At 64.5% G+C, this 13045-nt stretch carries 10 protein-coding genes and 1 pseudogene; 1 reads left to right on the forward strand and 10 read right to left on the reverse strand.

From position 1 onward, the window contains the following. Nucleotides 1-232: 232 nt before the first annotated feature. Nucleotides 233-879: pseudogene (locus VM99_07055) on the forward strand (hypothetical protein). Here the strand turns inward: VM99_07055 and VM99_07060 are convergent. The 10 genes from VM99_07060 to VM99_07105 all read right to left on the reverse strand — a co-directional run bounded on the left by VM99_07060 (nt 860) and on the right by VM99_07105 (nt 12881). Next, entirely contained in the window at nt 860-2353 is a 1494-nt protein-coding gene (locus VM99_07060; protein AKJ97832.1) for an RND transporter, read from the reverse strand. The pseudogene VM99_07055 and the gene VM99_07060 overlap by 20 nt on opposite strands. After that, nucleotides 2350-3420, reverse strand: coding sequence for a DSBA oxidoreductase (locus VM99_07065; protein AKJ97833.1), 1071 nt, complete (start codon nt 3418-3420; stop codon nt 2350-2352). Before VM99_07065 ends, VM99_07060 begins: the two co-directional genes overlap by 4 nt. A gap of 15 nt (nt 3421-3435) precedes the next feature. Then, nucleotides 3436-4959 carry a DSBA oxidoreductase gene (locus VM99_07070; protein ID AKJ97834.1) on the reverse strand — a complete coding sequence of 508 codons (1524 nt, stop codon included), beginning with the start codon at nt 4957-4959 and terminating at the stop codon, nt 3436-3438. Nucleotides 4960-5098: 139 nt separating this feature from the next. Continuing rightward, nucleotides 5099-6019: a LysR family transcriptional regulator gene (locus tag VM99_07075; protein ID AKJ97835.1), complete on the reverse strand. Its 921-nt coding sequence runs from the start codon at nt 6017-6019 to the stop codon at nt 5099-5101. 50 nt (nt 6020-6069) lie between these two features. Beyond that, nucleotides 6070-8544 (reverse strand): alpha/beta hydrolase, encoded by a 2475-nt coding sequence (locus tag VM99_07080; protein ID AKJ97836.1) that lies wholly within the window; start codon nt 8542-8544, stop codon nt 6070-6072. After that, a complete protein-coding gene (locus VM99_07085; GenBank protein AKJ97837.1) occupies nt 8537-9013 on the reverse strand; it encodes a cell division protein in 477 nt (158 codons plus the stop codon). The genes VM99_07080 and VM99_07085 overlap by 8 nt, the downstream gene beginning before the upstream one ends. A gap of 149 nt (nt 9014-9162) precedes the next feature. Beyond that, nucleotides 9163-10029: an ABC transporter permease gene (locus tag VM99_07090; GenBank protein ID AKJ97838.1), complete on the reverse strand. Its 867-nt coding sequence runs from the start codon at nt 10027-10029 to the stop codon at nt 9163-9165. 11 nt (nt 10030-10040) lie between these two features. Then, the gene (locus VM99_07095; GenBank protein AKK01709.1) at nt 10041-10901 is read right to left on the reverse strand and encodes a sulfonate ABC transporter ATP-binding protein; all 861 of its coding nucleotides are present in this window, start codon (nt 10899-10901) and stop codon (nt 10041-10043) included. Nucleotides 10902-10906: 5 nt separating this feature from the next. Continuing rightward, nucleotides 10907-11932, reverse strand: coding sequence for a nitrate ABC transporter substrate-binding protein (locus VM99_07100; GenBank protein ID AKJ97839.1), 1026 nt, complete (start codon nt 11930-11932; stop codon nt 10907-10909). Nucleotides 11933-11969: 37 nt separating this feature from the next. Then, entirely contained in the window at nt 11970-12881 is a 912-nt protein-coding gene (locus VM99_07105) for a taurine dioxygenase (GenBank protein ID AKJ97840.1), read from the reverse strand. Between the last annotated feature and the right edge of the window lie 164 nt (nt 12882-13045).

Below are 13045 nucleotides of genomic sequence, written 5' to 3' on the forward strand. Positions count from 1 at the left end.
CCCTGAAATACACTTAGCCAAATCGGTTCAAAAACGCCTTGCCCTCAAGCCATAAAAGCACACAACTCTCAAACCGCCGGTGCCGCAGCTTTCCTATCCACGGTTGACGCACGAACACCCTGGGATTAGGATTCGTCCACTGCTCAACCTCGTACGCAGCGATTAAATTCGCTGGCCGTTGGGGTGAAAACACCGGCTTCGGCCGGTTTTTTCGTTTCTGGGGATTGAGCTTGTGCGTACCGCTTTTTTTGTTGACGGCTATAACGTTTTTTATGGGCTGCTCGCCGGTACGCCCTATAAATGGCTGAACCTTACGCAGCTACTGATACACATAGCCCGCGTCGAGAATCCACACAGTTCATTTTCTTCACTCGACTACTTCACGTCCTCCGTCAAACCGGAACTGGCAACGCGTGGAATCGTATCCAAAGAGGCTCAGGACGCTTATGTCCGCGCATTAAAGGCCAATCAGGTTACTGTCCACTATGGACGTCACCAGCTCGAACGTGCCAACGCCCCCCGCTTCGTCAGCAAAAAGATCAGTGCTTCATGCCAAGACACCGTTGCTATCTGGAAGCTTGAAGAAAAGGAAACCGATGTCCACATCGCAATCAGCATGTATTCGAACAGCTTGTGCTGGTATCGGGCGACACTGATATGGCGCCCGCACTGCGAGCTATTCGAGAAGACTTTCCCCATTTGAGAGTCGGCGTCGTGCTTCCCTACCGAACCGGCTCCAAGCGCCTTGCGCCAGGCTCCTTGAGAGAACACGCCCACTGGATGCGCCGCGTCGTCACTTGCGATGAGCTTCAATCCCACCAGTTCCCCGACCGGGTCCCCACGCGCAAGGCGCCGGCCATCAAGCCGGATTATTGGTAGCGCCCGCCGGATACACCGACTCCCATCCCCCACCCAGCGCCTTGTACAACCCGACCATCGCCAACGACACGCCCGTGGCGCTTTCCACCAGTTGCTCCTGGGTGGCCAACAGCGCGCCCTGGACCGTGAGCACGGTGACGAAGTCCACCACGCCTTCCACGTATTGCTGTTGCGCGGTGCGCAAGGCGATCTGGTTCTGGCGCACGGCCTCGGCGAGGCTGTCGCGACGCAGTTGACTGGCGTTGTAGGCGCTCAGCTGGTCATCGATTTCATGCCAGGCCTTGAGCACGGTCTGCTGGTAGGCGACCGCCGCTTCCTGTTGCTGGGCCTCGCGCAACTGCAGCATGCCGCGCAGGCGTCCACCGTCGAACAACGGCAGGTTGAACTGCGGGCCGATGCCGAACGCACGGGAGCCCCAGGAACCGAAATCACTGAGTTGCATGGCTTGGGAGCCCAGGTTGCCCGACAAGGTGATGCGCGGGTAGAAATCGCCCTTGGCCACGCCAATGCTTGCGGTGGCGGCATACAGCCGGGCCTCGGCCTGGCGGATGTCCGGGCGCCGCTCAGCCAACTGGGAGGGCAGGCCGATGGCGACCTGGCGAGGCGCCTGGGGCACCGGTGCGTCGGCGGCGAGTTCGGCCTGCAACGCTTGCGGAGGCTGGCCCATCAACAGGCTGAGGGCATTGATCAGTTGAGCTTGGCGCTGCTGCAACGTCGGCAGCCGCGCTTCGATGGCCGCGACCTGGGCCGCCGCTTCGGCCACGTCCAGATCCGTGGCGACCCCATCGGCCAGGCGTAATTGGGTGAGCTTCAGGCTGTGGCGGGCCACGTCGAGGTTCTGCTCGGTGACCGCCCGGGTGCTCTGCACACCCCGCAGTTGCAGGTAGTCGTGAGCCGTTTCGGCGAGTACCGCCAACAGCACACCGCGACGGTCGTCCCGCGCGACCTCCAGGTTGGCATCCGCCGCTTCGGCCTCACGCCGTACCCGGCCCCACACATCCAGCTCCCACGCCGCGGAAAAGCCCGCGTCCCACAGGTTGAAAGCCGAATCGCCGTTGTGGCCCGACGGGTCATTGAGCCCTTCACCGCTGTTGCGTTTACGGCCATAACTGCCGGTGGCGGCGGTGTTGGGGTACTGCGCCGAGGTGATGACCTGGCGGGCCGCGCGACTCTGCTGCAAGCGACTGCCGGCAAGTTTCAGGTCGAGGTTATCGGCCACGGCACGACGGGTTAGCGCCGACAGCACCGGGTCATCGAAGACCTCCCACCAACGCTCGCTCATGTCCGTGGTGACCACCTGGCTGGCAGCGGCGTTGGCCGGCGTTGCCCATTGAGACGGCGAGGGTGCCACGGGGCGCTGGAAGTCCGGGCCGACAGTGCAGGCGCATAGCGCCGATGCCACACAGACCAGCAGGCCTGTGTGGCGAGGGAGCTTGCTCCCTCGCCACAGGGCGACTAAGGGGCTCGATTTCATCGCTGCGCCACCTCCCGCCCATCACCCTCCGAACGGGCGGTATCGATACTCGCTTCCACCGACATGCCCACCCGCAACCGCTGCGCCAGCGGCTGGTCCGGGTCCAGGACAATCTTTACCGGGATGCGCTGGACCACCTTGGTGAAGTTGCCGGTGGCGTTGTCCGGCTTGACCGCCGCGAACGTCACGCCGGTCGCCGGGGCAATGCTCTGCACACGGCCCAGCAACGCTTGCCCGCCGAAGCTGTCGACCCGCACGCTCACCCGCTGGCCCGGCTGCACATCGGTGAGCTGGGTTTCCTGGAAGTTGCCCACCACATAGGCCTGGGCCAGCGGCACCACCGCCAACAGCTTGCTGCCCGGCGTCACGTAGGCACCGACCCGCACCGCGCGTTCGCCGACCATGCCGTCCTGGGGCGCCACGATGCGGGTGTACGACAGTTCAAAACTGGCGATTTCCAACGCCGCCTGGGCGCGTTTCAACCCACCTTCGGCGGCGTCACGCTGGGCCGTGAGAATCTCCACCTGCTTGCGCTCGGCCGCCAACACCGCCGTGGCACTCGCCAACTGCGCGGTGGCCTGGTCGATCCGGGTCTGGGCCTGTTGGGCGTTCTGCACGGTACCGGCCCCTACGCCGGCCAGGTGTTGATAACGATTGCGCTCCTGTTCGGCAAAGGCCATCTGCGCCTTGGCCGCGACCACATTGGCTTGGGCCTGGGCAATCACCGACGCCTGGCGCTCCAGTGTCGCCCGCGCGTTTTCCAGCTGGGCGCGGGCAACCAGGGTCTGCGCGTCGGCGGCCTGGGCAGCGGCGTGCAAGTCGCGGTCGTCGATCAGGGCCAACAGTTGCCCGGCCTTGACCTGCTGATTGTCTTGCACCAGCACTTCTTTGATGAAACCGGCAACGCGCGGCACCACCAGGGTGTAGTCCGCCGAAACAAAGGCATCGTTGGTGCTCTGCTGCACGCGTTTACCGAACAGCCCCGGTGCCAGCAGATAAGTCAGCCCGCCGAGCACGAGGGTTGCCGCGAGGGTCAGGGCTATGGGCTTTTTCAGTTGAGTCATGATGGAAACCTTCAGGATTCAGCGCGGCGCACGAGGCGGATAGATCCGCGTCGGCAACCAGAAAATAAGCAGGATCAAGGCGAGCGCGACGCCCGCCATGGACAGGTAAAGATCGGAAGAGGTCAGCACCACCGCCTGCTGGTGCAGGCGATGGGCAAGCCCGGCGCTGTCGTTGTCCACCAGCGGGGCGTTGCCGAGGCTGTCCACCAGCATCGTCGAATGAAAATGCAGGCGTGCGGTGGTCAACGCGTCCAACACGCCCGTGGCGATCACCGCCGCCAGGCCCTTGACCGTGTTGAACCACGCCGAAGCGAACGGGCCTTCGAGGGGAGAAATACTCCCGGTGGACAGCATCAGCAGCGGCAGCACCGCCATGGGCTGGCCGAAGATCTGCAACAGTTGCAAGACGTAGAAATCGTCACGGATCCAGGCCGACGTCAACTGCGCCCCCCCCAGGCAGGACAGTGCCAACAGGCCCAGGCCCAGCCCCAACACCCAGCGGCAATCGACCCAGCGAAGATTGCACAGCGCCGCCACCAACGGCAGTGCGAGCAACTGCGGCAGCGCCATCAACAACATCACCGGAGCGGTCTGGACCGGACGATAGCCCTGGACCTGGGCCAGGTAGCTGGACGGAATGATGATCACCGCCAGCAGCACCACCAACACACCCGCCAGGGTCATCAGGGCGAAGGCCAGGTTGCGGATGCCGAGCATCTGCAACTTGAAGAACGGCACCGGCTGCGACCACTCGTTGACCAGGAACAGCACCAGCAACACCAGCCCGCCACCGAGCAAAGTGCAGATCAGGCTCGACTCGAACCAGTCGAGCCGGTTGCCCTGCAGGATGCCGATCACCAGCATGCAGATCGCCGGAAAACCCAGTAGCAGGCCTCGCCAGTTGAACTGCTTGAGGCGTTCCAGGCGCGGCGGGTCCTGGGGCAAACCATAGGCCACCGCGGCCATGGCAATCAGGCAAGGCACGATGATCTGCCAGAAGGTCCATTGCCAGCCAAGGTACTCGGTCCACAGGCCGGCCAGGGGCGTGCCCAGGCCAGGGCCGAACGTGGCGGTCAGGGCGTAGCCGGCCAGGCCGTAGAGCTTCACGCCCGGCGGCAGAAAGCGCAGGGCGACGGTCATCAGCATGGGTGGCAATGCACCGCCGGCCAGCCCTTGCAGGGTGCGCATCACCAGCAGGCTTTCGTAGTCCGGCGCAAACGGGCACAGCGCACCCAGCAGGGTGAACAGGCTGATGGCCCACAGCGTGAAACGGCGCAGCGAGAAGGTCACCGAGCACCAGGGCGCGAAGGCCATGGCGGCCACTGACGTCGCGGCGTAGCACGCCACCACCCAGGTGCCTTCGTCATACCCGATGGCCATGGCTCCGCGGATATCGGCCAGGGCCACCTTGGTGACCATCTCGTTCAGCCCCGACACCAGCACCGCCAGCAACACGCCCACCAGGCCGATGACGATCCTCGGGCCGAACGCCGGCGGCGCGGCCGCTGCCGTCGGTAGCGCCGTGGTTGTGAGGGATGTCATTGGGGGTTAACACTCCAGTGAGAAATACCGGAGCAGTTTAAAAAGCCGCAGTGCTGACAAAAAGTGACTTATTGGCAGTTTATAAGTGCGTTTAACGCAGCAATTGAAACCCTCTGCCACCAAAGTCAAAGCCTGGCGATCAACCCGTCTGCGCTTCCAGCCAGGTCTCGTCGCAACAGGCCTTGAGGGTTTCGCGCAGCCAGCGGTGGGCCGGGTCGTTATCGTAGCGCGGGTGCCAGGCCTGGGTCAGCATGAGCGTGGGCAACGGGACCGGCAGCGTGAAGGAGCGCAGGTGCAGCCCCAGGCGCCTGACGCTCAGCAACGCTTCCTTGGGCACCGGCAGGATCAGGTCCGAATCGGGCAAGGCGAACATGGCCGCATGAAAGCTCGGCGCGATGACCGCCACCCGCCGCTCCAGCCCCAACGCGTTGAGCGCGGTGTCGATGGGGCCGCGGGCAATGCCGCGGCGGGAGGTGCTGATGTGGGAAAACCCGGCGAACCGCTCAGCGGTGATCTCGCCATCGAGCAAGGGATGGTCTTCGCGCACCAGGCCCACGAAGTGGGTGGAAAACAGGTTCTGCACCTTCACTTCCGGCATCACTGGCCGGGTGTTGCTGATGCTCAGGTCGATCCGCCCCTCACGCAGCGCCTCATCATCGCCGTCGCCTTCCGGGACATAGCGCAGCTCGCAATGCGGGGCCTTGCGTTCGAGGGTGTCGAACAACTTGCCGCCATAGACGCCGACGAAGAAGTCGTTGGCCCGGACATTGAAACGCCGCCGCAAGGTGCTCAGGTCCACCGCATCGGCCGAACGGAAGACCAGCGCCGCCTGCTCCACCACGTCACGCACCTGCTCGCGCAGGGCCTGGGCCTTGGGTGTCGGCACCAGCCCACGGCCGGCGCGCACCAGGATCGGGTCACCCACGGCCTCGCGGATTCGCGTCAAGGTACGGCTCATGGCGGCAGGGCTCAGGTTCATCCGTCGCGCCGCACCGACCACGCTGCCCTCGTCGAGCAGGGCATCGAGGGCGACCAGCAGGTTCATGTCCGGGAGTTGCATGCTGAGCACTCGTGACAGATCAACATTGATCCAGACGCAATGCTAGCAGATCACCCCCCGGCCGCTGGCGACTTGTCCAACAAGGTCAACTCACCGTCGCGGTACACCACCTCCCGCCCGAGCCACGTGGCATCCACCTGAGGCAGTACCGCCGAAGGCTTGCGCAGTTCGCGCAACAAGGTCGAACCGTGGGACAGGCGACCGCCCATGCGCGCGATCACGGCCCGGGCACGCTGATAGTGCGCGTGGCGACCGGGGTCCAGGGTGTCTTCCAGCAGGATGTCCGCGCCCAGGATGCCTTGTGCCTGGCCCGGGTAGATCAAGAAGCCCGCTGCCTGCTCGGTGCCCTCGCGACCGTCCTGCCAAAAACTGCCGTCACGACTGCGAATGTCCGGGTGCGGCGCGAACCAATGGGCGCGGTCAGCCAGCGGCATGGCGTGGTGCAGGCGAAAGAACATTCGCATCAGGTTGTCGCGGTACCATTCGCGCACTTGCAGATAGTAGCCACGCAACCCCGGCAGCCCCGCCGAATGCGCCAGGCGTACGGGCAGGGACCAATGGGGAAAGGCTTGCAAGGGCAGCTCGGTCGGGGCCGGACGCGGCGTGGCCGGGTCGGTTTCCCAGGGCAACCGATGCGGGGCGGACTCGAGGTTGTCATAGGCGGTGGGTGGCCGGCCGAGCCAGGCGCCACCGCTGCTAGCCAATGCCGTGGCGATGCACAGGTTGCCCTGCACCACGAACACATAGAAGCGGGTGAACCAATCGGCCAGTGACTGACCTCCGGCGCCCTGCCCGGCCAGTTGCGCAAGCTCATGATCGAAACGGCGCAAACCGGCTTCGAGCGTCAACAGGTGCCCACGGGCCACGTGCTGCATGCGCAGGAACAACGGCAGTGATCGGACCAGGCGCACCGGTCGCCAGGACAACCGCGGGGTCGCCCCGCCGACCTCCCCCGCGTAGCTGCTGGAACGGATGCCCCAGTCGGCGAGCCGGGCGAGAAACAAGTCGTTGTTGATGTACGACGCGCCGCCAAACACGGCCGTGAAAGGCTCGTTGTCTTGCAACACCCGTGCATCCCAACGCGCCATGATCGCCGGGATGCTCGCCGCCGCACGACGCTGGGCATACTCCACCAACACGCTGGGTTGGGGCGGCAGAATTTCGGCGATGTTGGCCGCGGTCAGGTGTCGACGCCAGCCGTAATCACTGATCGGGCGGTACTGCAACAGCCAGAGTTGCTGGCCGTCCCAGGCCCATTCGATGTCACCGGGCACGTAGTGGAAAACCCGCAGCACACCTTGCAGGAAGCGCCACAACAGGTCGGCGTCAAGACCGTGGGTGGGCTCGAACGCACCGCAGTTCCAGGCCGCTCCCAGGCGAGAAATGACTGCGCGCCGGGGGCTCACCTGACCATCGGCCAACGACTCGAGGTGCCCCTCGACCCACTCCAGCTCGACCGCCAGGTGACGCACGAAAGCGATTCCGGACAGCTGCGGCGTGATGAAGCGTTGCACCACCACTTCCTCGACGCCCATCGCCGTCAACTCAGCGATGCGCCCCGGCACCTGGCTCGCCGGCTCGCGCAGGAACGTACTGCTCAGGCCGGCGTTCGCCGCATCGGCTTGATCCTCGCCATAACTGGACGAGCGGACCGCCCACGTGGCGTGCGCTTGGCTGGCCAGAAACGCCGGCAGGCGCGGGTCGTGGCACTCATTGAGGGTCAGCGCCGGCGGCACCGCTTGCCCGGCCAACGCAGCCAGGCGCAAACGCCCGCCCTTGGTGTGCGCGACAAACCCACGCGCGCCCGACTCCAGCCACGCGGCGAACTCGGCCGGCGCGTCGATCCAGGGGTAATGGCCCCAGCCTGGCTTCAGGCTGATGGTCAGGTCGGCGCGGGCGAGAATCGCCGACCAGGCCGCCGCCTGCTCGACACCCAGCATGTTGTCCTGGTCGCCCCAGACCAACTCGACCGGGTCGGTGATCCATTCCAGCAGCGGCAACGCGGTGTCCGCCCGCACCAGGTCCCAGTGCGGCACGAAGGCACGGCAGCGGGCGTAGCCAGCGCCCATGCGTAGGTATTGCGCAGGCGTCCAGGGCCGGTTGGAGAATTTGCGTGCAAACAGCGTCGGTTTGTTCGCCAGCAACCAATGGATGGTTTTGCGCACCGGCAATGGCGACATCAGTGCCGGCAGGCGCCGTTGCCACAGGAACGCCCCCACCGGCGCCAGCAATACGCTGCGCTGGAAGTGCCCGGGCTGACGTTGCAAGGCGTGCAGCACCAACAACGCATTCACCCCGACCGCGGTGATCGCGCTGCCCCTGGCCGTCATCGCCAACAAAGCCTCGGCGTAGGCGGCCAGGTCTTCGCAGGGCGCCTGTGGGTTGTCACCGAAACCGGGCAACTCCAGCGGCACCACCTGGTAGTGCGCAAAATGCGGGAGCACGTCATCCCACCAATCGGCGGCGCTACCGTTACCCGCCAGCAGGTACATCAACGGTTTGCCTGCGGATGCCAGATCAACCATGGCGGGCCTCCCGGGCTGCACAGCCGTTGCCGTCGTGGCGATAGAGCCAGAGCAACGGCGGCAGCAGCAGGAGCAATGCCACGCCATCGAGCCACAGGTGCGACCACATCCGCGCCTGGGCGGAGATCAACATGTCCTGGGGTGCCCAGAGCAGGATGCCGGCGATGATCCAGCCCCAGGGCGCGGCGCGTTTCATGCGATGGCCGATGTGCACCAGGGCGAGCATGTACAGGGCATAGCTCTGCAACGTCGCGCCGAACAACGCCAGCCACCAGACCTGCTGCGCCCTGGCCGCCGCAGGCGCCGCGTCGGAGGCCCAGAACGCTTGTTCGAGAGTGAGCAGATAGTCATCGAACACGCCCGAATGCCCGGCCCAACTCAGCATGAAACCGGCGAGCAGATGCAACAGCGCCAAGGCATACAGCCAGGCGATCAGGGCTTTGCGAAGAGTGTGGCGAGGGCTTGGCATTCCGTGTCCCGAAGGCGTGCTTGAGGGCTGCAAGTCTAAAGGAAAAGGCCGGGGCTTTACCCGGCCGACGGGGGCGGCCGATAAATAAACCTGTGCGAAGGCGGTCGCCCAAGCCCGGAATGCTTACCCGAACAGCTCGCCAGCACCGCTCAACGCTGCATCCCCCAACGCTTGACCGTCACCCGTTCCAAGCTGTCGAAGACCAGGTTTTCCACCAGCAAGCCGATCAGGATCACCACCGCCAGCCCGGCGAAGACCTTGTCGGTGTACAGCTCGTTGCGGTTCTGGAAGATGTACCAGCCCAGGCCGCCCTTGCCGCTGGTGGCGCCGAACACCAGTTCGGCGGCGATCAGCGTGCGCCAGGCGAAGGCCCAGCCGATCTTCAACCCGGCGAGGATCGACGGCAGCGCCGCCGGAATCAGGATGAACAGCACGAAGCGCAGACCCTTGAGCCCATAGTTGCGCCCGGCCATGCGCAAGGTGTCGGACACCCCGAGAAAGCCTGCGTACATGTTCACCGCCAACGCCCACAGCACCGAGTGCACCAGGACGAAAATCAGGCTGTTCTGCCCCAGGCCAAACCACAGCAACGCCAACGGCAACAGGGCAATGGCCGGCAGCGGGTTGAACATCGACGTCAACGTACTGAGCAGGTCGCGGCCCAGTTGAGTCGACACCGCCAGGGTGGTCAGGCCGAACGCCAAGACAATGCCCAGCAGATAGCCCTTGAGCAGTACCACCAGGGAAATCCAGACCTTGCCCAGCAGCTCGCCGCTGACCAGGCCCCCGTACAGCGCGCTGGCGGTTTGCAGGAACCCCGGCAGCAGCAGGTCGTTGTTCTGGTAGCGGGCCACGCTTTCCCAGAGCACCGCCAGCAACAGCAAAATCAGGCTTTTGCGCAACCACCCCTGCTGCCAGAGGCGCTGCCTCAACGGCAAGGCCCGCTCCAGCGGGATGTGGGTCAAGGGTTGCAGGTCGACTTCGTATTCTTCGCGCACAGGCGATAGATGGTTCATGGACGCTTCCCTCAGTACGCGATGCGAATGTCGGCGAAATCCAGCTCACGCTCGGTCTGCGGCGACTGGCCCGGTTCGAACAACAGCGAGTGGATCCGCCGCGCCGTGTGCTGGAACGCCCCACCCCCGAGGCTGTGCAGGTCGTACTGATGGCTGTGGATTTCTGCCCGTACGCGGCCCGGATGGGGCGACAACAACAGGATCCGGTTGCCCACCACCAGCGCTTCCTCGATCGAATGCGTAACGAACAGCAGGGTGAAACGCACCTCCTCCCAGAGCAGCAGCAATTCTTCCTGCATCTTGCGTCGGGTCAGGGCATCGAGGGCGGCGAAGGGCTCGTCCATCAGCAGGATTTTCGGTTGCATCGCCAATGCCCGGGCAATGGCGACCCGGGCTTTCATGCCCCCGGACAACGTATGTGGGTAGGCATCAGCGAATGCCGCCAGCCCGACCTTGTCCAGATAGTGCAACGCTCGCTCCTCGGCCTCGCGGCGCTTGAGGGTGTGGGACGCCAGCAACGCGAACATCACGTTCTGCTTGACGGTTCTCCACGGCGGCAACTGGTCGAACTCCTGGAACACCACGATTCGATCCGGCCCCGGAGCGCTGACGCGCTGGCCCTGCAAGCGAATCTCGCCCTCGCAAGGCGCGATGAAGCCGCCAACGGCCTTGAGCAGCGTGGACTTGCCGCAACCGGACGGGCCGAGCAGGACAAACCGGTCCGCCGGATCGACCTCGAAACTCACCTGGTGCGTCGCCCGCACCACCCGTTGCGGCGTGCGGTATTCGAGGCTGACGCTGTCCACCGAGAGCAATGCCGCGTCGGTGCGACTGAGGTTGCTGGCCGCGTGGCCTTGCAGGGGGGCGTTCATGACCATCAACTCCCTTGCAACGGCTGGGCGTCCTGGAAGAAGTAGTCTTCCCACGACGCCGGTTTGTGCTTGATCGCGCCGACACGGTAGAGGAACTCCGCCAGCGGGTAGGTGTTCTTCGGCGTGACAGTGAACTCGATCTGCGGATTCTCGATGATCTTCAGCAACGTGGCCCGGTCGATCTTGGCCTGGGTGACGCGCAGATACGTATCCGCCGCCCCCTCTTTATCCTTCTGGGCGAACGCCGCCGCTTCCGTCAGGGCCTGGATAAACGCCTTGTAGGTCTTGGGGTTTTCATCGCGGAATTTTTCCGTGGCGAACAGCACGGTGGGCGAGTTCGGCCCGAGCACATCATAGGAATTGAGCACCACGTGAACATTGGGGTTCTGCAGGGCCTGGTCCTGGAACGGCGGGTTGGAGAAGTGCCCGGTCAATTCCGTCCCGCCGGCAATCAGCGCCGCCGTGGCGTCCGGGTGCGGCACGGCCAGGGTGTACTTGTCGAGGCGATTGAACTCCTTGTCGCCCCATTGCTTGGCGGCGGCGTATTGCAGGAAGCGCGACTGCACCGACACCCCCACCGCCGGCACCGCGATGCGGTCGTGCTCGGTGAAGTCGGCGATGGTCTTGACCTTGGGGTTGTTGCTCAACAGGTAATAGGGAAAGTTGCCCAGCGAAGCCACGGCCTTGACGTTCTGCTTGCCGCGCGTGCGGTCCCAGATCGTCAGCAGCGGCCCGACGCCAGCCCCGGCGATGTCGATGGAGCCCGACAGCAACGCGTCGTTGACCGCCGCGCCGCCGGACAACTGGGTCCAATCGACCTTGATGTCGAGGCCTTCCTGCTTGCCGTACTTCTCGATCAACTGCTGATCGCGGACCACGTTCAGCAGCAGGTAAACGATGCCGAACTGCTCGGCGATGCGAATCTCGCCCTCGGCCTGGGCGCTGGCGGGCGCCACCAGGCTGCCGGCCAGCAGGCTGAAACCCAGGCCGATGGCGGCGGCCAGCGGTGCAAAGGCAATGCGTTTGGACATGGTGATTCTCCGGGCTGTTTGCGCGAGGCGCGGCCGATCAGAAAGGGGCATCGCCCTGGATGGTGGTGCGGTACAACTTGCGACGCAGATGGCTCGGGCAACCGGCGGCCAGATGAATCAGCGAACGGTTGTCCCAGAACACCAGGTCATGGGGCTGCCATTGGTGGCGATAGATGTTCTGGGGCCGCACGCTGTGGGCATACAGTTCGGCCAGCAGCGCGGCGCTTTCATCCTCCGGCAGGCCGACGATACGGGTGGTGAAGCCCTCGCTGACGAACAACGCCTTGCGCCCGGTTTCCGGGTGGGTGCGCACGATGGGGTGCACCACTTCGGCGACCTGGGCCAGTTGTTCCGGGGTGAGCGTCGGGCGCCAGTTGCCTTCGAACTTGCTCTCGCTGTAGCGCGCCGTGTAGGAGTGCGCCGCCGAACGGCCTTCCACGGCCTTGCGCAAGGCCTCGGGCAAGCCCTCCCAGGCTTTGTGCATGTCGGCGAACAACGTGTCGCCGCCCTCGCTCGGCAATTCCTGGGCATGCAGCATCGAGCCCAGGCTGGGCAGTTCTTTATAAGAGAGGTCGGAATGCCAGAACTTGCCGGCATCGCCGAGGCCGATGGATTGGCCGTTTTCGATGATGTTGGAGACGATCAGGATTTCCGGGTGCCCGGCCAGTAAAAACTGCTTGAGCACATGGATCTGCAGCACGCCAAAGCGACGGCTGAAGGCGATGTGTTGTTCGGGGGTGATGTGCTGGTCGCGAAACACCACCACGTGGTGATCCAGGTGGGCGCGATGGATGCGGGCAAAGTCGCGGTCGTTGAGCGGCCGGGACAGGTCCAGGCCGACGATTTCGGCCCCGACGCTGTCGCCGAACGGGCGGATATCGAAGGCCTGCGGCGCGATGTCGGCGGCACTTGAAGCAAGGTGATCCGGAGAATAGGAAACGGCTGGCATACATCACTCCCACGCACAGCGCGCTTCAATGGCGCGCGTCGATCAAAACTCACGGCGTTGCCGTGTCGGTTCGTGTCGTGCGGCGCGCCGATTGGTCGGCAGGTACGCAGGGGAGTGACTTTATAGCTATAAGAACTGAAATTTAAATACCGTTAACGAATAAC

Origin of the sequence: Pseudomonas chlororaphis (assembly GCA_001023535.1) — a bacterium.
GTDB classification, from domain to species: domain Bacteria; phylum Pseudomonadota; class Gammaproteobacteria; order Pseudomonadales; family Pseudomonadaceae; genus Aquipseudomonas; species Aquipseudomonas chlororaphis_E.